This window comes from Rossellomorea vietnamensis (assembly GCF_025398035.1).
Classification (GTDB): Bacteria; Bacillota; Bacilli; order Bacillales; family Bacillaceae_B; genus Rossellomorea; species Rossellomorea vietnamensis_B.
Map to the genome: position 1 here is coordinate 283,386 of NZ_CP104558.1, position 23,214 is coordinate 306,599.

At 42.9% G+C, this 23,214-nt stretch carries 23 protein-coding genes and 1 riboswitch; of the genes, 17 read left to right on the top strand and 6 right to left on the bottom strand.

Translation table 11 applies throughout. The annotated features are described in order from the left end of the window. Positions 1–45: 45 nt before the first annotated feature. Positions 46–195: a YflJ family protein gene (locus N5C46_RS01560; protein WP_079531931.1), complete on the top strand. Its 150-nt coding sequence runs from the start codon at positions 46–48 to the stop codon at positions 193–195. 184 nt (positions 196–379) lie between these two features. Then, positions 380–958, top strand: coding sequence for a hypothetical protein (locus tag N5C46_RS01565; protein WP_261750631.1), 579 nt, complete (start codon positions 380–382; stop codon positions 956–958). 61 nt (positions 959–1,019) lie between these two features. Here the strand turns inward: N5C46_RS01565 and N5C46_RS01570 are convergent, their stop codons facing one another. From N5C46_RS01570 to N5C46_RS01585, 4 genes are all read right to left on the bottom strand, one after another. Further along, positions 1,020–1,577 carry a GNAT family N-acetyltransferase gene (locus N5C46_RS01570; RefSeq protein WP_261750632.1) on the bottom strand — a complete coding sequence of 186 codons (558 nt, stop codon included), beginning with the start codon at positions 1,575–1,577 and terminating at the stop codon, positions 1,020–1,022. A 275-nt stretch (positions 1,578–1,852) separates the two neighbouring features. Continuing rightward, a complete protein-coding gene (locus tag N5C46_RS01575) occupies positions 1,853–2,983 on the bottom strand; it encodes an amidohydrolase (RefSeq protein WP_229592907.1) in 1,131 nt (376 codons plus the stop codon). Positions 2,984–3,046: 63 nt separating this feature from the next. Beyond that, the gene (locus N5C46_RS01580; RefSeq protein WP_261750633.1) at positions 3,047–3,646 is read right to left on the bottom strand and encodes an undecaprenyl phosphate transporter UptA; all 600 of its coding nucleotides are present in this window, start codon (positions 3,644–3,646) and stop codon (positions 3,047–3,049) included. A 10-nt stretch (positions 3,647–3,656) separates the two neighbouring features. After that, the gene (locus N5C46_RS01585; protein WP_254653778.1) at positions 3,657–4,436 is read right to left on the bottom strand and encodes an undecaprenyl-diphosphate phosphatase; all 780 of its coding nucleotides are present in this window, start codon (positions 4,434–4,436) and stop codon (positions 3,657–3,659) included. A gap of 209 nt (positions 4,437–4,645) precedes the next feature. On the opposite strand from N5C46_RS01585, the gene N5C46_RS01590 reads away from it, so the two are divergent. From N5C46_RS01590 to N5C46_RS01655, 14 genes are all read left to right on the top strand, one after another. Then, positions 4,646–4,969: a DUF4870 domain-containing protein gene (locus N5C46_RS01590; RefSeq protein WP_261750634.1), complete on the top strand. Its 324-nt coding sequence runs from the start codon at positions 4,646–4,648 to the stop codon at positions 4,967–4,969. A 136-nt stretch (positions 4,970–5,105) separates the two neighbouring features. Further along, positions 5,106–6,101 carry a helix-turn-helix transcriptional regulator gene (locus N5C46_RS01595; protein WP_261750635.1) on the top strand — a complete coding sequence of 332 codons (996 nt, stop codon included), beginning with the start codon at positions 5,106–5,108 and terminating at the stop codon, positions 6,099–6,101. A 569-nt stretch (positions 6,102–6,670) separates the two neighbouring features. After that, positions 6,671–8,028, top strand: a protein-coding gene (locus tag N5C46_RS01600) for an IS3 family transposase (protein WP_261749909.1) whose coding sequence is annotated in 2 segments (ribosomal slippage) — positions 6,671–7,142 and positions 7,142–8,028 — 1,359 coding nt in all. Because the reading frame shifts where the segments join, the coding sequence is not laid out codon by codon here. A gap of 303 nt (positions 8,029–8,331) precedes the next feature. Continuing rightward, the gene (locus tag N5C46_RS01605) at positions 8,332–8,547 is read left to right on the top strand and encodes a PLDc N-terminal domain-containing protein (RefSeq protein WP_261750636.1); all 216 of its coding nucleotides are present in this window, start codon (positions 8,332–8,334) and stop codon (positions 8,545–8,547) included. Next, positions 8,544–9,446: an ABC transporter ATP-binding protein gene (locus N5C46_RS01610; RefSeq protein WP_261750637.1), complete on the top strand. Its 903-nt coding sequence runs from the start codon at positions 8,544–8,546 to the stop codon at positions 9,444–9,446. Before N5C46_RS01605 ends, N5C46_RS01610 begins: the two co-directional genes overlap by 4 nt. After that, positions 9,443–10,219, top strand: coding sequence for an ABC transporter permease (locus N5C46_RS01615; RefSeq protein ID WP_261750638.1), 777 nt, complete (start codon positions 9,443–9,445; stop codon positions 10,217–10,219). The genes N5C46_RS01610 and N5C46_RS01615 overlap by 4 nt, the downstream gene beginning before the upstream one ends. A 240-nt stretch (positions 10,220–10,459) precedes the next feature. Beyond that, positions 10,460–11,332, top strand: a complete 873-nt coding sequence (locus N5C46_RS01620; protein WP_261752250.1) for a patatin-like phospholipase family protein — start codon at positions 10,460–10,462, stop codon at positions 11,330–11,332. A 134-nt stretch (positions 11,333–11,466) separates the two neighbouring features. Continuing rightward, entirely contained in the window at positions 11,467–12,162 is a 696-nt protein-coding gene (locus N5C46_RS01625) for a hypothetical protein (protein ID WP_261750639.1), read from the top strand. A gap of 195 nt (positions 12,163–12,357) precedes the next feature. After that, positions 12,358–12,501: riboswitch (FMN riboswitch) on the top strand. 175 nt (positions 12,502–12,676) lie between these two features. Next, a complete protein-coding gene (gene ribD, locus N5C46_RS01630) occupies positions 12,677–13,771 on the top strand; it encodes a bifunctional diaminohydroxyphosphoribosylaminopyrimidine deaminase/5-amino-6-(5-phosphoribosylamino)uracil reductase RibD (protein ID WP_420720432.1) in 1,095 nt (364 codons plus the stop codon). Between the two features lie 13 nt (positions 13,772–13,784). Then, positions 13,785–14,441, top strand: coding sequence for a riboflavin synthase (gene ribE, locus N5C46_RS01635; protein ID WP_261750640.1), 657 nt, complete (start codon positions 13,785–13,787; stop codon positions 14,439–14,441). Positions 14,442–14,457: 16 nt separating this feature from the next. Continuing rightward, positions 14,458–15,651 (top strand): bifunctional 3,4-dihydroxy-2-butanone-4-phosphate synthase/GTP cyclohydrolase II, encoded by a 1,194-nt coding sequence (locus tag N5C46_RS01640; RefSeq protein ID WP_261750641.1) that lies wholly within the window; start codon positions 14,458–14,460, stop codon positions 15,649–15,651. 12 nt (positions 15,652–15,663) lie between these two features. Further along, the gene (gene ribE, locus N5C46_RS01645) at positions 15,664–16,134 is read left to right on the top strand and encodes a 6,7-dimethyl-8-ribityllumazine synthase (protein ID WP_044336602.1); all 471 of its coding nucleotides are present in this window, start codon (positions 15,664–15,666) and stop codon (positions 16,132–16,134) included. Positions 16,135–16,260: 126 nt separating this feature from the next. Then, a complete protein-coding gene (locus N5C46_RS01650; protein ID WP_261750642.1) occupies positions 16,261–17,616 on the top strand; it encodes an IS1182 family transposase in 1,356 nt (451 codons plus the stop codon). A 601-nt stretch (positions 17,617–18,217) separates the two neighbouring features. Then, entirely contained in the window at positions 18,218–19,507 is a 1,290-nt protein-coding gene (locus N5C46_RS01655) for an NCS2 family permease (RefSeq protein ID WP_261750643.1), read from the top strand. A gap of 264 nt (positions 19,508–19,771) precedes the next feature. Here the strand turns inward: N5C46_RS01655 and N5C46_RS01660 are convergent, their stop codons facing one another. Continuing rightward, complete coding sequence (locus N5C46_RS01660; RefSeq protein WP_261750644.1) at positions 19,772–20,113, bottom strand: hypothetical protein; 342 nt, start codon at positions 20,111–20,113, stop codon at positions 19,772–19,774. A 119-nt stretch (positions 20,114–20,232) separates the two neighbouring features. Between N5C46_RS01660 and dapF the strand changes: the two genes are divergently transcribed. Further along, complete coding sequence (dapF, locus tag N5C46_RS01665) at positions 20,233–21,228, top strand: diaminopimelate epimerase (RefSeq protein WP_261750645.1); 996 nt, start codon at positions 20,233–20,235, stop codon at positions 21,226–21,228. A gap of 30 nt (positions 21,229–21,258) precedes the next feature. Here dapF and N5C46_RS01670 read toward each other — a convergent pair whose 3' ends face one another. Continuing rightward, positions 21,259–23,121: a DNA ligase D gene (locus N5C46_RS01670; RefSeq protein ID WP_261750646.1), complete on the bottom strand. Its 1,863-nt coding sequence runs from the start codon at positions 23,119–23,121 to the stop codon at positions 21,259–21,261. Positions 23,122–23,214 lie beyond the last annotated feature (93 nt).

A 23,214-nucleotide genomic window follows, 5' to 3' on the forward strand; every position in this document is an offset into this window, starting at 1 on the left:
CCCCTCATGCATATAGTATACAAATGGTTGAAGGGGAGAAGTGGAATGGCATATCAATATTCAAAAGGATGGTACCTTCAAGAGCTTAAAAAGATGGGAATCAATCATCATCCGTTAGAAAAAAGGAAATTGGAGAATTATAAAACATTCGTGGTTAGAAACCTGTATTTTGAAAAAATAGCTAAACAAAAATAAAATAGGAGCTGAGTGTATCGGTGCTGATCTTAGAATGTAAACTAAAGCATCAATTCATTCAGCTCCGTTTTATTTAGTGGAATTATGGAGGGGGATTTTGAATTTTTCATGGGATTTTCATTTAATTTTCATGTTTGAGGGTTATAGTAAACGTATAATTCTTAATGATAATAGGAGAACGTAAATGGAACCCAAACCCAAAATCAGCCATCCATCATTTTTATCGAAATTCATCCCGAATCCCAAGGAACGAAAAAATGTCATCTTCTATTTGGCATTAAGCAGTTGCTTAACGGCTGCAGGAATTCTCCTCATTTTTGCTTACAGGGAAGTCCTTATGGGAATGAATGAGGAATCCTACAAGGATTTTCTCAAACAGTTCGGATCCGCAGCAAGAATTATTTACTTTGTCGTCCTCAGTATCTTTCCGATATTCCTGTTAATGAAATGGAAAGGGTTGAAAGGGGTAAAGTGGAAGGATATAGAAATAAAACGCATTGTCCAATTTGTAGGAAAGCTGTTGAGGAAATGGCACGTTCCATTAGCACTATTGGCAACGGCAGGTGTAGTGTTACACGGAATTCTGGCCATCATCAGAGATTTCCACTGGAACTTCACCAATATTACAGGGATCCTTTCGAGTATCGCGCTCTTCTTCCTTGTAACCATGGGATTTAAGCGCTTCAAGAGAAAGGACCGGGCGTGGCATTTAAAACTTGCCATCACCTTTACCGTATTTTTTATGATTCACGCCTCTTTTTAATCCAGCCTAACAAAAAGGTTATCACAAAGGGTAAATACCTTTGTGATAACCTTTTTCTGTTCTAAGCTTCAAGCGCCTGCTCTTCTTCGGGCGACTGCTGAAGCTGATATAAATAGAGTGTGTACAAATCTTTCGGGATCTCATACAGATCATACACGTCTTCTTGAGCATTTAATTGATCATAGAGAGATTTCCTTGATTCATTTGCCTTTACGACATAAGGCAGCTTTTCTGCGGCTTTTTGTGAACGCGTATTCACCTTTCTGATTCTCATAAAGATGGTTTCCATTCCCAGCTCAAAAAATAACTCGGAAAAGAATGCATCCTTCGCAGGCTGGTTATACCCTTTGCCATGAAACGGCTTACCGAGCCACGTACCAAGGAATCCTGCATTTTCCTGGATGTCGAATAAATTAATCGTTCCGATAGGGTTGCCCCACTCGTCCAAAATCGTGCGGGAAATAAGTTCTCCCCGCTCTTCTGCTTCAATGGTTTGTTTGGTCAGGAAAAGAAGCTCCTCATAGGAATACGCCTTTTGACGCACAAAAGGGAAGACATCCGGGTGCACCATCAGGTCATAAAGTTCATGACACTCATGTAAATCACGTTTCTTGATCATAGTAGACCCTCCTTGAGGGCAGTCTACTCGCGTACGATCCCACCCTCGAAATTTTTAAATGGTAACTAAAAAATTTCGGGGTGGGAATCGAACCCACTAAGACCAGTCAAGAAACTGGTGGCGCACCTTTTGCCTTCCCTTCATTACAGTCGCTAAAATATATGAATAGATCGCTTTGTAATCGGAAATAAATTATCCATCTGTATCATATACGAAATATCTCAAAAAGGAAATAGGTAAAATGCTGATTTTTGAAGAAAATTTTTAACAAATTTCTACACGTTTTGATAAGCGATTTCCCCGTTGACGAAAGTCAACATAGGCTTTGCCATAAAGTGAAATGGGTGGTGGCTCCAAAGGACCAGATCGGCATCTTTATTTACTTCAATACTGCCGACCCGGTCAGATACACCAAGGTTTCTGGCAGGGGCGATGGTGATTCCTTCCAATGCCTTCTGTTCCTCCAATCCTTCACGCACGGCAATCGCCGCACACATGTTCAGATACTGGATGGGTGTGTAAGGGTGATCGGTCGTAACCGACACTTCGACACCGGCTTCCGTCAATTTCTGATAGGTGATCCAGCTCTTGTTTTTAAGCTCTACCTTTGAGCGTCTTGTGAACGTCGGACCGACAGAAACCTTTAAGTTTTTTCCTTTCAGCTCATCCGCTATGAGGTGGCCCTCCGTGCAATGTTCTATCCGGAGGTCAAGGTTGAATTCTTCAGCGAAACGCACTGCGGATAAAATATCATCCGCCCTGTGAGCGTGGATCCGAACAGGGATTTCCCGCTTTAAAGCGGAAACGAGAGGAGCGACTCTCAGTTCCTCTGGCTGATCACAATATTTAGCAGAGAAAAAGGCTTCCCTGAGCATCCCCATGATCCCCATCCTTGTAATGGAATCATTGTTTCCATTGCTATGGATTCGTTTCGGATTTTCCCCTAAAGCGATCTTCAATCCGGAGGTTTCTTTGATTAGCATGGATCTGATGTTAGAGCCATGTGTTTTGATCACCGCTGTGGTACCCCCGATCACATTCGCGCTTCCGGGCATGACATTCACGGTGGTGACGCCGTATGTAAGGGCGTCTTTAAAGCCGGGGTCCAATGGGTATACCCCGTCGAAGGCCCTGATATGAGGGGTCATCGGTTCGATCGTTTCATTGGCGTCGTTACCCGCCCAGCCTGTACCTTCATCATAGAGTCCCAGATGAGTGTGGCAATCAATGAATCCGGGAAAAAGGAATTTCCCCTGACAATCGTACACGGAAGCGTGGTGGAATCCCTCCACGTCATGGGGGAATATTTGTTTGATTTTTCCGTCTTTTATGAGTAAAGCTCCATTATGAATAGGCTTGGATGTAATGGGATAAATGGTTACATTTCTTAAAAGTATGGAGTTCATCGTTTTTCCTTTCATGAGGCTTGTTTCCTTATTATTTTAAACAATTTTGCGTGAAAAAAGAAGTTAATCCATCCTTTTATTTCTTCTATATGAATAAATTAGATAAAAAAGGGTTGAAATGACAGCTATTAAACTGAGGGGTTTAATATAGCGCGTCCCGATGACTTCAATATGCTCCCAGTGTGTACCGAGTTCCATCCCGATGATCATGAACAACAATGTCCAGGGCAGCATGGCTGCAAAAGTGTACAAAGTGAATGTAGAGAAGGGCATGCGGCTAATGCCGGCGGGTATACTGATGGCATGCCGGACGATCGGTATGAAGCGTGCAGTGAAAATGACGATCGTCCCGTGCTTCTCAAACCACTTCTCTGCAGCAAGAATATGCTTTGAATGAATAAACAGATATTTTCCGTATTTTTCAAAAAACGGTCGGCCTCCATAGTACCCCAGCCAATAAAGAAATAACTGAGCCACGGTCCCACCGACGACCCCGCTGATGAAGGCCCCGATAAACGTGAGTTTGCCGGCGGTTACCATGAAGCCTGCATAGCTCAGGACAAGCTCGCTGGGGATGACTTCTATCATGAGTGCAAGTGAGATTCCCGCATATCCCAAATCGGTTAAGAATGTAAGGATGTGTAAAATCCATTCATGGTTCATATGTTTCCTCCTACATGAATCCTGAGTATTGAAGAATGAGAATCAAGAGACCTAATGCCCAAACATAATAGGAGAATATTTTCAAAGAATGCTTCTTCAAGAAATTCACCATGGTCATTATGGCGAAATAGCCGAAGACTGCAGCGCTGACTGTTCCGATGGCTAAACTTGAAAAGGGGATCGATTCTACTTGGCCACCGATCATTGCTTTTCCCTGTAGCACGATACCTCCCAGAATGGCGGGGGTAGAAAGGAGAAAGGAGAAATAGGCTGCAGTCTCTCTGTCCAATTTCCTGAATAATCCTGCTGCTATCGTCAAACCGGACCTTGAAAGGGCGGGGAATATGGCTGCCGCTTGGAAGCTGCCAATCACCAAAGCATCTGTATAAGAAAGGTCATCCAGCTTTTTGTAGCCGTTCTTCACTCCGTCAGCGACATACATAATGCACCCTGTCACAAGAAACTCCCAACCGATGGTAGACCCTGTCTTTGATATGGCGTCAAAATAGTCTTCGAACATAAATCCGATAATTACTGCAGGGATGGTCCCGATGATGAGAATCCAGGATAATTTACTGAATGGGTGCTTCAACATGTATAAAAGTTCCTTCTGATAAACGACCAGGACGGCAATCAAGGTACCGATATGAAGCATCGTATCCAGGAATAGCCCGGCTTCTTCCAGTCCGAAAGCAAGCCTCCCGAGATAAAGATGCCCGGTGCTTGAGATGGGAAGAAACTCTGTTAACCCTTGTATAACGCCGAGGATAAAGGCCTCGATTTTGTTCACATTCACCACTGCCTTTCTTCAAGAACTCTAAGGACAAACTCCTCTTCTAAACATATATTCCGATTCGTCCCATTTCATGAGGGTTGTCATGAAGAAACAAAAAAGAACACATAAAGAAAATCTTAAAATAGGTGAAACTTTGTGGAAGTAAGGACGTAAATATAGAGGAGGGTGATCTGCTAAAAGTGTTTATACAAGGAGGAATTGGCATGCCGACAAAAGATGAAAGAATGATGGCAGCTCTTATCTATATATCAAGCTTTTTTACCGTATTCATCGGGCCATTAATCATTTGGCTCATTAAAAAGGACGAATCGGAGTTCGTGGACTTCCATGGGAAAGAATACTTGAACTTTCTCATTTCGTATGCCGTTTACGGATTTGTAAGCAGCATTCTCATGGTGGTATTGATCGGATTTGTGTTAGCTCCCATCGTAGGGCTGATGGCGCTGATTTTCACCATCCTGGGTGCGGTAAAGGCATATGAAGGTGACTATTACAAAATCCCGACAGTCTTTCGATTATTGAAATAAACAATGAAAGAACTCATGAGCCTCATGGGTTCTTTTTCTTTCCTGGAAAGAGAGTGTGGAAGAAAATGTTGACAAAACGTTCATTAACTTTATAATTTTATAAAACTATCATCTCTATAAAGGAGAATGCATCCCTATGACGAGGATTGATAATAAAGTAAGACTGCTGAAGCTAATGAGTATTTTAAAAGACGAAACGGACGAGGATCATGAGCTGAACCTGGATGACATCATTCTTCGCTTTAAACAGGCATATGGACAGGAATTGAAACTTAACAAGAATTCCTTAAAGGATGATCTGGATCATCTCATCCTGCATGGGTTCGATGTGACCATCAATCAGGAAAAGGATGGTCTTCCTAAATATTACAGCCACCAATATCGTTTGTTTGAGTTATACGAACTCCGGATGCTCATCGATGCAGTGGTATCTGCCAAATTCATTTCGAAGAAGGAAACGAGGCAGCTGACAGGGAAGATAAAGCAGTTGACAAGCCATCAACAAGGGAAGAAGTTACATAATGAAATCCAAATCGATTCCTCCATCAAAAGTGAAACCCCTTTTATTCGCCGCACCATCCATGATATCCATGAGGCGATTGCCGAACGGAGGGTAATCACCTTTCAATATGGGCGGTATGATGTCAATAAACAATTTAACCTCAGTCATGAGGGCCGGCTGTATAAGGTTAGACCGTATGCTCTTGCCTGGGCGAATGATTTTTATTATCTTATTGCGTACTATTTTGAAGCGGACGAAATACGTCACTATCGGGTCGATCGATTGCGTAATGTTGAAGTCCTTTCGGAAACCTATCCATATGAAGGCTTCGATGTATCCAAATACGTTCAGTCAACATTTCAAATGTTTGCCGGAGACGAAGAGTGGATCAAGATTAAGTTTCATAACAACCTCATCAATGTGATGATGGATAAGTTCGGGAAAGATGTCCATATCCAAAGGCACGGAGAGGACCATTTTATTCTGTCGACCAAAGCACGGGTAAGCACCGGTCTCGTAAACTGGATCCTCACATTTGGAAGTCAGGCTGAAGTGCTCTCTCCCCCTTCCCTCGTCAAAACCGTCAAAGCAGAAGTGGATAAACTGTATACTTTATATCAAGATAACTAACCAGAGGCAGGGACAATCTAAATTCATTTCCTCTAAAGAAGAATCCTCAAAAAATTAGTTAGGATCACTTGTTACACCGCTATTGATTTCCGTGCAAGACTTCGCTTTCCTCGGGCGGAAGGCAAGCCTCCTCGTCGCTGACGCTCCTGCGGGGTCTTACCTATTCCGCTTTTCCCGTAGGAGTCTTCGTCTTCCACTCCAATCAATAGCTAGAACCTGCTATATACACTGAATATGCTTTAGCAAAGATAATAAAAGTCACGTTTCACAGAGGCTGTCATTCATACACAGATTTTTTTCCTTTGTTCGGTCCCTCTTAGAAGTTTGTGTCTTAGAAGATATTATTAGCAGGAATCTATCACTGCCACACTGCAACTACTAGAATATGAGTGTTGATAAAATAGTGTACACTACAAGGTTATAGTGGAACACTTACGCTTGGAAAGTTGATTGGAGCGGAAGTTGCTCGACTCCTGCGGGAAACGCTGGACAGGTGAGACCCCACAGGGCTTTTGAGTTGCACCCCTATTGTTGGACACCCCAACCAACAATAGGAGGTGCCAGCACGTATGGCCAAGTTTACTCAAGAATCTAAATTGAAAGCTGCTAAACGTTATCTTAATGAACTCGTTAGTTATCGAGATCTTGCCAATCAAGTGGGGGTTGATCAATCTGTTCTGCGCTATTGGGTGATGTTAGTTCGTCACCACGGGGACCAAGCCTTTACCTTTCCCTATACAAACTATCCTTCCGCCTTTAAACTGAGGGTAATTCAATTTATTACGGAGAAGAATTGCTCCATTCGAGAGGCATCAGCCATTTTTCATATCCCAGACCCCTGTATGGTTCGTAGGTGGGTCAAAAAGTGGGAAAGAGCTGGAGAAGATGCCTTCGGATCATTAGAAATGAGGCCTTCTACAATGACATCTAATCATAAAGATAAGAAGATCAAAGATAACTCTTCTAACCAAACGATGGAAGATATGAAAAAAGAACTGGAATACCTTCGTATGGAAAATGCGTATTTAAAAAAGCTAAAAGCCTTAGTTCAGGAAGAACCATCACCAACGAAATCAAAGCGAAAGTAGTATTTGAACTAAGGAACGAATTCCCGGTGACTAAAATGATAAAAGTAGCTAAGCTGCCTAAAAGTACTTACTATCACATCACAAAAAAATTAGACCAACCAGATCCTGATCGCAAATGGAAAAGAAGGATCAATTTCATCTACCATAAACACTTAGGACGCCTTGGGTACCGTCGCATTACGGACGTTCTTCAAGCAAAAGGACACGATATAAATAAAAAGAAAGTCCTTCGAATCATGAGAGAATTGGGCCTTAAATGCATTGTGCGAATGAAAAAATATAAATCCTACAAAGGGAAAGTTGGAAAAGTAGCTCCCAACATCCTAAATCGTAATTTTAGAGCCGATAAACCTAATCAAAAATGGGTGACAGACGTAACGGAGTTCAAACTGTTCGGTCAAAAGCTCTATCTGTCCCCCATTCTAGACCTATTTAACGGAGAGATCATTACCTATACGCTCCAATCAAGGCCGACATTTGACTTGGTCGAGAAGATGTTAGAAAAAGGATTAAAACATGTAAATGAAGGCGATGAGCTCTTAATCCATTCAGATCAAGGGTGGCATTATCAAATGGCTCAGTACCGAAGGACACTGAAAAAACATAACATCACCCAAAGTATGTCTCGTAAAGGAAACTGTTACGACAACTCGGTCATGGAGAACTTTTTTGGGATAATGAAGTCTGAGTTCCTTTACTTAAAGGAATTTGATAGTATCGAGCACTTTAAAGAAGAACTGAAAGAATACATGTATTACTACAATCACCTGAGAATCAAATCAAGGTTAAAACGAAAAAGTCCGGTAGCTTATCGAGTAAGTACTGAATTAGCTGCTTAGAAATTTAAGTGTCCAACATTATGGGGCCAGTGCATTTAGCCCGAGGAGGCTCACCGCCAGCCCCGCGGAAAGCGAGCAACTGGAGCGGAAATCAACCACTACTCACTTCATCCAAAAGCAACAGTATTTACGTAAACAACTATACGTAAACAACTAAATGATATATCCGAACGATTTAGAATTTCGATAATCGTTCGGATTTTTTTACGTCTTTTTTACTTACGAAAAAAATTCTCATGGAAAAGTGAACGATTTCTTCTTTCTGCCGTCTTATAGTTGGAAAAGGTAAGGGAGGAAGAAAAAATGAACGAATTACAACAATCGTTACAAACAATCAATTGGGGACTTATCGCTCCTGTTATCGTTATTCAGCTCATTCTTATGGTGGTGGCAATCTTTGATGTAATCCGAATAAAATCCACAAACGGCCCGAAATGGCTTTGGATATTAATCATCATTTTCATTAATATTCTCGGACCGGTCATCTACTTCATCTTCGGAAGGAGACGGAATGGATGAATGTCTTGGAAGTATCGTCTTTAGAAAAGAGGTATAAGGAAAAGCTTGCAGTGAAGGATATTTCCTTTCAGTTGAAAGGTGGGGCTTGTACTGCTTTGCTCGGGCCGAATGGTGCCGGCAAAACGACAACGCTAAATATGCTGGCAGGATTAATTAAACCTACAGCAGGGAAGATCATGGCTCCTGATTCCCCTGATGATATCCGTGAAATGATCGGATATCTGCCGCAATATCCCGCCTTTTTTGAGTGGATGACCGGAAAGGAGTTCCTGATCTTCTCCGGTGAAATTTCAGGAATGAAGAAGGAGAATGCAGAGAGAAGGACAGAAGAACTGATCGCTTTAGTCGGTTTGGAAGAAGGGAAGAATCGGAAGGTGGGTCAGTACTCGGGCGGAATGAAACAAAGGCTTGGGATCGCTCAGGCTCTCATTCATAAACCTAAGCTCATCATCCTTGATGAGCCTGTATCCGCCCTAGATCCATTTGGAAGAAGGGAAGTTCTTGATTTATTAAAGACGTTAAAGAAGGAAACGACCATTCTGTTCTCGACCCACATCTTAAATGATGCAGAACAGATATGTGAAGATGTCCTTTTTCTTCATGAGGGCGTACTGATTGAGCAGGGGGCGATCCAGGAAGTGAAGGCAAGGCACCATAAATTAAGATTGACCTTGCATTTCAATGAGGATAGCCATAAATATACTCCAATCTTAAAGGGAAAAGAGTGGATTCATAATATGGTGTCAGACGGGAAGCGGCTTTCCTTTGAGGTGGCTGATCTGGACCGGGACAGAGCCAGGATTTTTTCACTGATCACTGAGTATGAATGGGGTGTGACCAAATTTGAAAGCAGTGAAGTAAGCCTGGAAGAGGTCTTCATGGAGGTGATAAAAAAATGAAAATCGGTTGGGTATTATTCAGAAAAGAAATGCTCGAGCTCATCCGTAATTATAAAATGATCTGGATGCCAATCGTTTTCATTCTTTTTGGTTTGACGGAACCCTTGACGGCCTATTATATGCCCGAAATATTACAATCAGTCGGGGACTTGCCGGACGGGACGGTCATATCCATACCGACCCCTTCATCGGGTGAAGTACTGCTGTCCATCATGAATCAATTCAGCACCGTGGGTGTCCTGGTCATCGTATTGGGGTTCATGGGGACGGTGGCAGGGGAAAGGAAAAGCGGTAACGCAATATTGGTACTTGTGAAACCTGTTCCATACAGTTCGTATATTTACTCCAAATGGTCGGCTGCATTCGTTTTGGTTTGGGTGTCATACAGCCTTGGGATGCTATCGGGATTGTATTATATCCACCTGTTATTCGATGGAATCGACTTACACACATTCTTAGAGGGTTTCCTGGTTTACGGCCTGTGGCTGACCTTTATCATGACATTGGTGATTTTCTTCAGCAGCCTTGTACAAACGCCGGGTCTTGCTGCTTTTTATACAATCGCATCGACCATGCTGATCACCTTCTTCTCAGGATATATGACAAAAACATTAAAATGGTCGCCGGGGCAGTTGACCAGCTATGTAAACGAATTGATCCTACAGGACCGATGGACAGAAAATCTATCAGGAACAATCTACCTGACCCTGGCCATTTGCCTGACGATTCTCATCCTCACTCCCACCCTCTCCAGGAAAAAAGAACTGAGCTGACATCTCGGAACTGAAAATCTCGTTGACCTTCAAGCAGAATAATACACATTCCTATTATTTTGTGGGAAAATATAATGGCTTATTTGGCTCGGGAAAAGGTGAAGAATACGATTTCACCAGGGATAGGGTGCACTATATTCCCTGCTGGATCCCGATGGGGGAACTGTCCGGGGAAAAATTGTACCCCTCTGGAAGTAAAGCAATTTCTATTACAGCAAAAGGCAGGTGGTCAAGAAGATGATTATGAATGAAACCGGACTCGTCCTCGAAGGAGGCGGCATGAGAGGAATATACACGGCGGGGGCACTGGAATTTTTCTTGGAGAAGGGAATTGAATTCCCTTATGTCATCGGCGTATCGGCAGGTGCATGCAATGCCGCGTCTTATTTGTCCAAACAAAACGGCCGCAATAAAAAGGTGAATGTGGATTTCATCCGCGATCCCAAATATTTATCATGGCGGAACTACTGGAAAACGGGTGAATTATTCGGGATGGACTATGTCTTTGATGAAATACCGAATAAATTGGTCCCCTTCGATTATAAAGCCTTTCACTCCAACCGAACGGAATTTGTAGTCGGGACAACCGACTGTCATACAGGAAAGCCGGCCTATTTCTCAAGGAAGGATTATGGAGAGGACCTTCTCACGATCATCCGCGCATCAAGCTCTCTTCCATTTGTGGCTCCGATTGTTGAATTTGCTTCCCGCCACCTCCTTGACGGGGGCATAAGCGATCCGGTTCCCATTGAAAAAGCAGAGCGGGACGGATTCAAAAAAAATGTGGTCATCCTCACACGGAATAGGGGATATTATAAAAAGCCTTCAAGATTTTCGTTCCTTGTGAGAAGAAAATATCCTCAATATCCAGAGTTGCACAAGACGCTGATGAATCGCTACATGCGCTATAATCAAACGATTCAAGAGATAGAAGAAAAAGAAAAAAATGGAGAGGTATTGATCATCCAGCCCCAGCATCCACTCAAAGTAAGCCGGATTGAAAAAAATCCTCAAAAACTGGACGAATTGTACTGGCAGGGCTATCATGACGCAGAATCAAAATGGAAGCAGTTAGTCGATTGGAACCAATCAGGGAAGCTGGTACACTCATAGAACGTCAGGGATGAATAGAACCACTCACTTGTAAGAGAGTGTTCTGTTCATTTTCCCCCTTTACCTGACATATGGTCTTTTTACGGATTTTTCACATACATATGATAGAGATTCCTTGAAAGGACGAGCATTCTATGAACCTCTATCAAATATACAAAAATGAACAATATACGTTGCTTTTTAGAAGTGTCATGTATTTTCTCATTGGTGTAGGGATGCTTGTAGTGACACAACAATTATATTATTTCCCCTTGCTGATCTTCATCCCGGCGCTTTCAAATCTATATCTCAGCTATAGCCTGAAAAAGGAACTTAAGAAGGCAAACCGTCTGTATTATGAAAATATGCCTGTCTCCGAGCATTCGCTTGTAGGGGTCCATACGAAGGAGGGCTCCTATTATTTAAAAACGAACGGTTGGTCCCACTATTTTATTCAACGCACATCCATGATCAATAACCCAAAACAATACTTGTTTCACAGAAAGCATAAACTTCCGCTGTCATTTTCGAAGTGGAGCAGAACCATAAAAATCGATCATCCTGAGAGAAGGATGATGTTTCAACTGAAATATCAAAGTGCCACCGCCATCGAATGGCAGAATGAAGGTGGGGACACGATCCTCATCTATAAAGGAAACAAGAGATGGATCTTGAATTATCAAGAAAAAAATTATCTATCCTTACAAAAAGGGTACCTCCCCCAAAGTGTTCAACGGCTGTTCGATTCCCACCACAGCTACGTATCATTTTACGAAACGTATAATGATGATCTGGACTGGCTTCTGATCTTTCTTTGGTATGTAGACAGTGATTATTTTCTCACATCATAGTCAAGTCATTCGGGTACACTAACAAAGGAAGAATGTTACACGTATGAAAGAAACATGCTTCTAATCATATAGAGGCATTTTTTTATCCTATGATTTCATTGCCGTGTATTCTAAAAATTAGGACAAAAATCTTATTTTAGTTCTTCTTACATGATTTTATTTATGAAACTATGATAGAATAATGATAATCGAATAGGTTTCCTTCGGGGCAGGGTGAAATTCCCTACCGGCGGTGATGAGCAAATGCTCTTAGTCCGTGACCCGGCTAATACATATTAGACGGTGGATTTGGTGAAACTCCAAAGCCGACAGTGAAAGTCTGGATGGGAGAAGGAACGGCAGCATTTAGTTGATGGACAGGATAGGAGTCTGACCAGTGTTTATGGATTATTTTTCCTTTCTGAAACATCAGATCGAATGCTTTATTTAGTCATGCCAACTTCCCCCAAGTAAAACGTTACTTGGGGTTTCTTTATTTTTGTATAGTATTGTTGATAGAAGGGAGATACTTCAATTGGATCATACCCATTATATGAAGCTTGCCATTTCAATGGCAGAGACAACCCTTGGCCAGACATCGCCTAACCCTGTGGTAGGATCTGTAGTGGTCAAAAATGGCGAAATTGTCGGGATGGGTGCTCATCTGAAAGCGGGAGAAGGACATGCAGAAGTCAATGCCCTCAAAATGGCAGGAGATAAAGCGAAAGGAAGCGACATTTACGTTACCCTTGAGCCTTGTTCCCACTATGGGAAAACACCTCCATGCTCTCAAGCATTGATTTCAAGCGGCGTAAAGAAGGTCCATATCGCCACCCGGGATCCCAATCCCCTGGTGGCCGGGCGTGGCATTCAACAATTAAGGGATGCAGGCATTGAAGTAGTGGTGGGTGAACTTGAAGAAGAAGCCCGGGAGCTGAATAAGCATTTTTTCCACTTCATTCAAAATGGTACCCCATATGTCACGCTAAAAACAGCGGTTACACTAGATGGAAAAACCGCATCAGCTTCGGGAGACAGTAAGTGGATTACATCCGAAGCCTCAAGAACCGATGTCCACTATGATCGTCACAGGCATGACGCGATATTAGTAGGAGTCAATACGGTCATTCAAGACAACCCACACCTTACCACCCGTCTGCCCCAAGGTGGAAAAAACCCCATTCGAATTATATTAGATACTTATTTGCGTACACCGATCCACTCTCATGTCGTAGAGGACCTAGAAAGTAGAACCATCATATTTACAGGCAGTTCGGTCAAAGAAGAACAGAAGAAGCCCTATATCGATCGGGGATGTGAAATCGTTTCCCTTGCCAATGAGAGAATCGGGATTCGAACCGTTCTGAAAGAACTTGGTTCCCGTAAGATTGCTTCCCTTTATGTAGAAGGTGGTTCTTCTGTACATTCTGCTTTCTTAGAGGAAAAGGCCTTTCAGGAAATGGTTATGTATATGGCACCAAAGCTTGTTGGTGGAAATGCTGCCTTCACGAGTTTTGGAGGAAAAGGATTTCCGACCATTGCAGAAGGATTGGAAATGGAGATTGCACACCTGGATCGTGTAGGACAGGATATCAAAATTATCGCACGGCCAAAACGGGAACCTTTATGAAAGGGGGAGAAGAATGTTTACTGGAATTATTGAAGAAATTGGAGCGATCGAACAGATGACAAAGTCTTCCTCTTCCATGGAACTGACGATTGCATCGAGCCGCATTCTCGAAGATATCCATATAGGGGACAGCATCAGTGTGAACGGGGTTTGTTTAACCGTCACCTCATTCAGCTCCAACAAGTTTCAGGTTGATGTCATGCCGGAGACGTTTGAAGGGACCACCTTAAGGACCCTTACCCGTGGTTCGAAAGTGAACCTGGAAAGGGCCATGAGGGCAGATGGACGTTTCGGCGGTCATTTTGTCAACGGCCATGTAGACGGGGTGGGTACCATCATGAGAGTAGAGAAAGTGGAAAATGCATGGTATATGGACATTACCATCCCGGAACATCACGGCCATTTGTTCATCATAAAGGGGTCGGTCGCAATTGACGGCACCTCCCTTACTGTGTTTGGTGTAAAAAATAATACCATTACGATTTCCCTCATCCCTCAGACGAGAGGGGATACGGTCCTTGGTGGAAAAAAAGTAGGGGACCTTGTCAATATTGAATGTGATGTAATGGCGAAATATTTTCATCGTTTCTATGAAGCAAAGGAACAGTCTGAGAGGACTTCAAGCAGCATCAGCTATGATTTTTTATCTCAAAACGGGTTCGCTGACTAAGAGGAGGGGTTGCCCCATGTTTAATAAGATCGAAGAAGCTCTGGAAGATTTACAGGCAGGTAAAGTCGTTATCGTGGTGGATGACGAAAATCGTGAAAATGAGGGAGATTTTATTGCCCTGGCAGATAAAGCGACTCCTGAAGTCATTAATTTTATGGCTAAAGAAGGGAGAGGCTTGATTTGTGCCCCCATTACAGAGGAAATAGCAACCAAATTGAAGCTATCGCCGATGACCATGTCAAATACAGACCCCCATGGCACGGCCTTTACCATATCAGTTGATCATAAATCCGCAACGACGGGGATCAGTGCATTTGAAAGATCGGCCACCATACAGGAATTATTGAACGTGAATTCAGTTCCGGAGGACTTTAAACGACCCGGACATGTATTTCCCCTTGTCGCCAAAAATGGCGGGGTTCTAAAGCGGGCAGGGCATACAGAAGCAGCCATCGATCTGGCTGTTCTTGCAGGTGCACAACCATCCGGCGTCATCTGTGAAATCATGAATGAAGATGGAACGATGGCAAGGGTGCCTGAATTAATGAAGCTCGCTGAAAAATGGGATCTAAAGATCATTTCCATAGAAGATTTGATCAGGTATAGAAGAAAAAAGGAAATGCTTGTGACAAGGGAAGTGGAAATTGAGCTTCCAACTGAATTTGGAAACTTCAAAGCGGTCGCTTACACAGAAAATCTTACAGGAAAAGAGCATATCGCCCTTGTAAAAGGAGAATGGTCAGAGGGTGAGGATGTACTCGTACGTGTACACTCCGAATGCCTGACAGGGGATGTTTTCGGTTCCAATCGGTGTGATTGTGGTCCTCAGCTCGCTACAGCCCTTACACAGATTGAAGAAGAAGGAAAAGGTGTCCTGCTTTATATGAGGCAAGAGGGCCGCGGGATCGGATTAATAAACAAACTGAAGGCTTATAAGCTTCAAGAAGAAGGCTATGACACTGTGGAAGCCAATCAAAAACTGGGCTTTGGTGACGATTTAAGGGAATATGGAATCGGAGCGCAGATTCTGAGAGATCTAGGTATAACCAAGATGCGTCTATTGACCAATAATCCGCGAAAGATCGCCGGGATCAACGGATACGGTTTAGAAATCGCTGATCGGGTGCCGATCCAGATGCCTGCGAAATTCGAAAATGAAAAGTATTTAAAAACAAAGCACACTAAGCTCGGACATTTACTAAAATTTTAGGGGGAATTTACAATGAAAACCATTTATGAAGGAAATTTAGTAGGATCAGGATTAAGAGTGGCCATCGTCGTTTCACGTTTTAATGAATTCATCACATCCAAGCTGCTTGGCGGAGCGGAAGATGCCTTGAAGCGACACGGTGTTGAAGAAGGGAATGTCTCCGTCACTTGGGTCCCGGGAGCATTTGAAATTCCCATGATCGCCAAGAAACTTGCGCGTTCTGGTAAATATGATGCCGTTGTAACTTTGGGAACGGTCATCCGCGGAGCAACCGCTCATTTTGAATACGTAAGCGGAGAGGTTGCGAAAGGAGTGGCCAATCTCAGCCTGCAGGAAGACGTACCCGTCATATTCGGGGTCTTGACGACGGATACAATCGAACAGGCAATCGAAAGAGCCGGCACAAAAGCCGGGAACAAAGGATGGGAAGCGGCGGTTTCAGCCATCGAAATGGCCAATTTAATCCGTGAGATCGATAAATAAAATAGTTTTGAGAAGTCTCCTACTATGGGAGACTTCTCAGCTTGTAGACAAAGTCTAAGAATTAGACCAAGTCTACAAGCTTTTTTTGTATAATAGAAAGGAATAAAGCTTTTGTGGGGGATAAAAATGTTATCAAAACACACTAAAGAAGGAAGAAATCAAATTGAAATGGTTGCGCTAGATGAACTTGTTCCTGAGGATCATCTAGTTAGGAAAGTTGAACAAGCGATTGATTTTGAATTTATTTATGACTTAGTAGAAGATAAATATTGTTTAGACAATGGGCGGCCTGGTATTGATCCCGTTGTTCTCATTAAAATGGTCTTTACCCAATACCTCTTTGGCATACGCTCCATGCGTCAAACCATCAAAGAAATCGAAACCAACGTTGCTTATCGATGGTTTATTGGGTATTCGTTCAAAGAGAAAATCCCTCACTTTTCAACCTTCGGTAAAAACTACGTTAGGCGCTTCCACGATACGGATCTCTTTGAACAAATTTTCTACCGCATTTTGAAAGAAGTGATGACCAAAGGATTGGTGGATCCATCCGTTGCATTTATAGATTCTACTCATGTAAAAGCGAATGCGAATAAGAAGAAATTCGAAAAGAAAATAGCCCGAGTCGAAACTAGAACGTATCAGGATCAGCTGGATAAAGAGATCAACATTGACCGAGAGGAACACGGAAAAAAGCCCTTCCCCCCACAGAATAAAGAAGAGTCAAAAGAAATAAAGGTCAGCACGACAGACCCTGAAAGTGGGTATTACGTAAAAGATGAGCGCGAAAAGCTGTTTGCGTATTCTTTTCATACGGCAAGCGACTCCCGGGGTTTTATCTTAGGATCTCTTGTCACGGGAGGAAATGTTCACGATAGTCGGATGTTGGACAAGCTCGTCACTCAAGTCACGGATAAAGTCGGTAAGCCCAGTTCTGTCGCTGTTGATGCAGGATATAAAACACCCCACATCGCTAAATTCCTCATGGACCAAGAAATCAGACCCGTTATGCCTTATACACGGCCGAGAACGAAAGACGGATATCTTAGGAAATACGAATACGTTTACGATGAATATTTTGACTCCTATCTTTGTCCCGAAGGACAAATTTTACCTTACCGTACTACCACAAGAGACGGGTACAAACAATACGCTTCAAATCCTTTGGAATGTAAAGACTGTCCTCTGTTAGAACGTTGTACACAAAGTAAGAATCACACCAAGATGATTCATCGACATGTGTGGCAGGATTACATAGATGAAGTAGAACATTTGAGACATACAGAACTTAATAAAACTCTATATGCGAAACGCAAAGAAACGATCGAACGGGTCTTTGCGGACGCAAAAGAAAAGCATGGCATGCGTTGGACGACCTTAAGAGGTCTTAAAAAAGTTTCAATGCAGGCGATGCTTACATTCGCTGCCATGAATCTTAAGAAGTTGGCAAACTGGACATGGCGAGGGCCATGTCCAGCCTAGAAACAGGAGAAAAATCTTTTAAAATATCAGAAAACCCCACCTTCGGTTAAAGTGAAGGTGGGGTTTGTCTACAGTCTGAGAAGTCTCCTACTATGGGAGACTTCTTTTTTTTGAGGGACGGACCTTTAAAGGGGCTTTTGGATATGAGTCTTCCTGTAAGTGAGGGGTATGAAATGGGGTTTTTTTCTAATTTGGCTGTATCTTTCATTTTTCGGCCGGGTTCCAAATTACAGAGTCTGTAGTACCGATTAGGTAAATTGGTATTATTTGTATAATGGCTGAATTTTTCATCAAAACGGCTGAATTCCTGGTGATTTTGGCTTGATTATTCCAGAAAACGGCCGAATTTCTTCCAAAAGCCGCTGGATTTCCAAACATTCCGGCCGGATTTTCCACAAAAATGGGAATGCATGCAACCCCAATAGCCGTTGAATTCTTCAACTTATCAATCCGATCCCTAAGAAACATACACTAACCTCGTCACACACCCACCAAAATACATATTGGCAAACGTCAGACCTTTTGCTAGAATAGTATTTTGTGGCTCCCCTTTATGAAGGGACGAGCGGGTAGGGAGAGGGCAGTTTTATAGGAAGATTATATGAAAGCACGTGGAGGTATTTTTCAGTTAAAGGATCACGGTACCACGATGAAACAGGAGATGATGGCAGGTGCGATCGGCTACTTTACGATTGTCTACATCATCGCTGTAAATGCTTTAATTCTTTCTGAAGCTGGAATTCCATTTGAAGGGGCAGTCATGGCAACGATACTTGCTTCCTTCGTTGGGTGTTTGGTGATGGCCTTTTGGGCAAATGCGCCGATTCTTCTGGTTCCAGGCATGGGAATTAATGCAATGTTTACATTCACCCTGGTGAAGTCGTCAGGCCTTTCGTGGCAGGAAGCATTAGCTGTCATAGTGATTTCAGGAATACTCTTTATGATCATTGCATTTACAAAGCTTTCCAAAGTATTATCGGAAGCCATCCCCAAAACATTGAAAGAAGCCATTACTGTAGGGTTAGGGATGTTTTTAATGTTTATCGGTCTTGAAAAAGGCGGCCTCATTCAAAGAGGGGACAGTGCCATCATCATGATCGGTGATTTTGGGGAGCTAAAGGTGTTGGCCACGGTGCTGACGTTCCTGGTGACGATTTTTCTTTTCATTCGTAATGTTAAAGGTCAATTTTTATGGAGTATCGCATTCGGTACACTGCTGGGATTCATCTTTGGGATTGAGCCTTCCATTCAGTCAAGCTCATTCCATCTGAGTGAATACAGTCAGGTATTCGGTCAAATATCATTTAGTGCCATTATGAAAATCCCGTTTTGGATTGCGGTTTTTTCTGTCACGATGGTGCTGGTATTTGAAAACATCGGTCTCGTTCATGGTCATACAGATATGATCGATCAACCCCATAAATATTCTAAAGCCTTTCAAGCTAATGCTTTTTCCGCATTCACCTCAGGGTTTTTCGGAACGAGTCCGACAGTTTCGACGGTGGAAAGTGCAGCAGCCATGACGGCAGGCGGCCGGACTGGATTGACAAGCTTGACTACTGGCGTATTATTTCTGGGATCTGTGTTGTTCATTCCGTATTTAAAGTGGATTCCGGATCATGCCATCGCCCCGATTCTCATCATCATCGGCGGATTGATGATTCAAAATATACGACATATGGATCTTCGTGATCTGACAGAGGCGTTTCCCGCCATTTTCATCATTGCGATGATTCCGTTTACGTACAGTATCGCAGACGGAATCGCCATCGGGTTTATTCTGTATCCAGTATTGAAATTGGCTACAGGGAAGGCGCGGGAAGTTTCCATTCCTCTATATATCATTGCTGCACTGTTTCTGATGAATTTCTTTGTTCATTCGATTCATTAAGGCGAACATAAGCAAAAGAGGCCCTCACAATGTGAGGGCCTCTTTTGCTTACGTTCTGTTTGATTCGTACTACGGGGTATAAGATTAAGTTGGATGATTTTATATTCAATGAATTGAATCCTTGTTTCAGGGAATTGATGGAACTGGCGTATTATGTGAAGGTGGATTGAAGTTAACCAAAAAGGAAGTGATGGAGAGTTATCATCATTCCTGCAAGTGGACGGAAGAGCTTTTGAATCATGAAGTAACCGAGATGGCATAATACTACCAGACAGGTTTATAATCCCCCGGGGTAAGATATTTTCTCTGGGGTTTGATATACCGTTTCAATTCCATGAGCAAGAGCCGCTGCAGTTGCTTTGAATAAATCTGACGCCCAACATCTGCAGGGAAAGGGTAGATTCCAATTGTATTAAAGCGCACCCGAAAGAGACCTTCATGGACGAGGTCTTTTTTTTCGTTGAAGATCCGGGCGAACACAATCACATCCCTTGACTCATATTCATCCCCCGCTTCTTCCACTTTATGGACCTGAAAACGAAAACGGTATTCTTCCTTCATCATCATCACCACTTCCATTGTCTCGAAATGACCAACATAATTCAACTATGAACATCCCTTATTTTTTGAAAATGAGGGGTAGAGGATTGCGTAATGAGCTTGTTTGTGGCAAGCTAAGAATATTATGAATAGTTTACTAGTAAATTAGCGTGGAGGGATTCACGATGGACTTGAATCTAATAAAATGTCATGGCTCCGGAAATGACTTTTTACTTATTGATGAAATGACGAATGGATATGATTTTACCGAAGAAGAGAGGCAAAATCTTGCCCTGGCCCTATGTGATCGTAAGTCGGCCTTCGGGGCAGATGGGATCTTGTTTGTATTATCAAGCGAAAATTGTGATGCCAGAATGCGGGTTTTCAACGCAGATGGTTCAGAGGCATCTATGTGTGGAAACGGTCTGCGATGTGTCGGTCGCTATGTATGTGAGCTGCTGGATAAAGAGACCATCGTCGTTCAAACGATGAAGGCGGATCTTCGTGTGTGTTCACAGGAATCCATTTTCGAAAACATCCCAACCTATAATGTTGAAATTTCCCCTGTCCTTTTTCAGCTGGATCAACTGCCAATGAACATTGATCGTACCACGTTGGTGAATGAAAGCATCCCAGAAATTTCAGATCACTTGACCTTTTCTGCCCTGGCAGTGCCGAACCCCCATTTGATCAGTGTCGTCGGCACAGAGCATATCCTCTCGAACGAGCAGAAATCCATTGCTGAAACAGTGAATGGACCCAATAACCTGTTTCCTGATGGAGTCAATGTCAGTTTTGTGCATCCTCTGGAAAAAGGATCCATCTATGTTCGGACGTATGAAAGAGGGGTCGGTTTCACGAATGCATGTGGGACAGCCATGTCTGCTTCCAGTCTTGTAACATGCCTGCTTCAGCAGAATGAATTCGGCCAGGAGATCGATGTATACAATAACGGTGGGAAAGTCCGTGTCGTCGTGAACGAATTGGGTGAAGGACGATACAACATGGAGTTGATTGGAAATGCAACGTATCTTTATCAATCTCAATTAGAATTGTCTCTTTCCAATCCCGAGCAGTATCATGAAGTGTCAAGACAGGAATTCACTGAAGAGGCCATGTATGAGCACTTACAGAACCATGCCAAGTCAATCGTCGAAAGCAAAGTGTTCATGAGCGCATAGATTAACAATGGATAACCAAAGAGGGTGCCCCTATGATTTCGGGGTACCCTTTTTATTTGTCTTGGCCTGCTTTTTCAAAAAATAAATGACTTTGTCAAATGGCTGAGATGCTTTCGCCTGGTCGAAACCAGTAAAGGGGCAGCCTTTCTCCTGAAATCTTCTTAAGACTGCGTCAGTGGTAAACATTTCAGGATTGAGATCTTCATTCACTTCTTCCCACCATAGTGGTGTGGCGACCAAAGCGTCTTCATTCCCCCTCAATGAATAGGGGGCGATGATGGTTTTACCTTCACCGTGTTGAATATAATCCACGTACAGTCGGCCTTTGCGGTTCTTCTTTAACCGCTCGGTCGTGAAGTCCCCCGGATCATTGCTTACAAGGTAGTGAGCAATGAATTCTGTAAATAAGCCTGTGTCTTCCCACGTATATCCTGGAGGGAGGGGAATATACACTTGAAGCCCCTTATTTCCCGATGTTTTGACAAAGCTTTTGAGGTTCAGCCCGTCAAATAATCCTTTCATGATGGTGGCCGCTTTAACGGCCAGCGAAAAATGATCGCGGCTTGGTGGATCTAAGTCGAAAACGACCTCATTGACGAATTCTTCCCCTGCTTTCTGAAAGGGGACATGAAATTCAAGTGCCAATTGGTTTCCAAGCCATATCAATGTTTCCAGGTTATTGCACATGGTGTAGTGAATATGATCCTCTTTGTATGTTTCAACAAAAGCAGGAGAATAATCAGGAGTGTTTTTTTGGTAAAAGGATTCACCGAAAACCCCGTGGGGAAATCGAATGCAGGTTAAGGGCCTGTTCGTTAAAAACGGCAAAATCACCACAGACATCTTTCGGAGGAAACGGATATAATCCAGTTTCGTGATGGAAACCTCCCGAAACAATGTCTTTTCCGGGTGAGTGATGTCAACCTCTCTTGGAAGGGAGGCTTCGTCCAACATAAATTGCTCAAGTGTGCACGCTTCCGGTGGAGTGGTAAAAAGGAATTGTTTAAAATGGGGTTCCCGAAGCTTTCCTTCCTGCCAGTTCAGATACACTATTTCTACGGTGATGGCAGGATCTATGGAATAAAGAGAATTGTTCTTTCCTGTACTGTTTTGCTTTATTGTCGTTTTCAGGGTTCTTTTTTCCTCAGCAGAAAGACCGAAATGAAATAAGCCGATCGGGATGATTTGTCCTTTCTCGTATACGCCGATGTGGAAATAATCATTCGTATCATCCAGGGCGGTGATAAAGCACTGGCAATGTTTCCAGTTCTTACATTTGATCCAGTCAGCACTCCGTTTCCCCGCGTCCCATTTACTCCGGGCCCTCTTTGCGACAACCCCTTCCCCTTCTTCATTTTCAACAAGCTTCCACACTCTCTCAGGGTTTTTGTAATAAGGAACCATTTGCAGAGTCAAAGGGTGTGAAGGAGCAGGTTCCACTGGTAAATGAAGGAAGGTGAACACTTCTTTCAGTTTTTCTTTTCTCGTGAGATAGGGTTCCTCGATAAATAATTTCTTTTCAAGCTGAAGTAAATCAAATACCAGGAATGCAACAGGTCTACTGGCAGCGGCTTGCATGATTTTATGATCATTCCGCATCCTACCCCTAACCTGAAGTTCCTGGAACTCGGTGCTGAAGGAGGAGCGCAATAATGCAACCTCTCCATCCAATATGAGTGGGAGGGGGAATGCACGTTCATTCAGTAATTGTTGAATTTGCTTCTTTATCTCAGGGAAGTGACTCAGAAGTTCTTTCCCATTTCGGCTTTGCAAGCTGATTTGATCAGGGGATTGAACAGATAAAATGCCACGGAAGCCATCATATTTCACTTCATATAGCCAGTCCTCACCTGAAGGAAGTTCATATCGTAAAGTTGGTAGCATCGGTTTCATTTGTTTCACCTAGTTTTAAGTAATAGTCTGTCCGCTTTGGACCCGGAATATTTCCAGATGTTTAAAGGGATGAAGAAAGTGGAGGAACTAAAT

What these genes read in the sequence shown, in the direction of transcription:
- N5C46_RS01560 (WP_079531931.1), top strand. Translation starts at nt 46, where the DNA reads ATGGCATATCAATATTCAAAAGGATGGTACCTTCAAGAGCTTAAAAAG.
- N5C46_RS01625 (WP_261750639.1), top strand. Translation starts at nt 11,467, where the DNA reads ATGAACCTCTATCAAATATACAAAAATGAACAATATACGTTGCTTTTT.
- N5C46_RS01590 (WP_261750634.1), top strand. Translation starts at nt 4,646, where the DNA reads ATGCCGACAAAAGATGAAAGAATGATGGCAGCTCTTATCTATATATCA.
- N5C46_RS01615 (WP_261750638.1), top strand. Translation starts at nt 9,443, where the DNA reads ATGAAAATCGGTTGGGTATTATTCAGAAAAGAAATGCTCGAGCTCATC.
- ribE (WP_044336602.1), top strand. Translation starts at nt 15,664, where the DNA reads ATGAAAACCATTTATGAAGGAAATTTAGTAGGATCAGGATTAAGAGTG.
- N5C46_RS01570 (WP_261750632.1), bottom strand. Translation starts at nt 1,577, where the DNA reads ATGATCAAGAAACGTGATTTACATGAGTGTCATGAACTTTATGACCTG.
- N5C46_RS01670 (WP_261750646.1), bottom strand. Translation starts at nt 23,121, where the DNA reads ATGAAACCGATGCTACCAACTTTACGATATGAACTTCCTTCAGGTGAG.
- N5C46_RS01565 (WP_261750631.1), top strand. Translation starts at nt 380, where the DNA reads ATGGAACCCAAACCCAAAATCAGCCATCCATCATTTTTATCGAAATTC.
- N5C46_RS01605 (WP_261750636.1), top strand. Translation starts at nt 8,332, where the DNA reads ATGAACGAATTACAACAATCGTTACAAACAATCAATTGGGGACTTATC.
- N5C46_RS01650 (WP_261750642.1), top strand. Translation starts at nt 16,261, where the DNA reads ATGTTATCAAAACACACTAAAGAAGGAAGAAATCAAATTGAAATGGTT.
- N5C46_RS01595 (WP_261750635.1), top strand. Translation starts at nt 5,106, where the DNA reads ATGACGAGGATTGATAATAAAGTAAGACTGCTGAAGCTAATGAGTATT.
- N5C46_RS01575 (WP_229592907.1), bottom strand. Translation starts at nt 2,983, where the DNA reads ATGAACTCCATACTTTTAAGAAATGTAACCATTTATCCCATTACATCC.
- dapF (WP_261750645.1), top strand. Translation starts at nt 20,233, where the DNA reads ATGGACTTGAATCTAATAAAATGTCATGGCTCCGGAAATGACTTTTTA.
- N5C46_RS01640 (WP_261750641.1), top strand. Translation starts at nt 14,458, where the DNA reads ATGTTTAATAAGATCGAAGAAGCTCTGGAAGATTTACAGGCAGGTAAA.
- N5C46_RS01655 (WP_261750643.1), top strand. Translation starts at nt 18,218, where the DNA reads ATGAAAGCACGTGGAGGTATTTTTCAGTTAAAGGATCACGGTACCACG.
- ribE (WP_261750640.1), top strand. Translation starts at nt 13,785, where the DNA reads ATGTTTACTGGAATTATTGAAGAAATTGGAGCGATCGAACAGATGACA.
- N5C46_RS01610 (WP_261750637.1), top strand. Translation starts at nt 8,544, where the DNA reads ATGAATGTCTTGGAAGTATCGTCTTTAGAAAAGAGGTATAAGGAAAAG.
- N5C46_RS01580 (WP_261750633.1), bottom strand. Translation starts at nt 3,646, where the DNA reads ATGAACCATGAATGGATTTTACACATCCTTACATTCTTAACCGATTTG.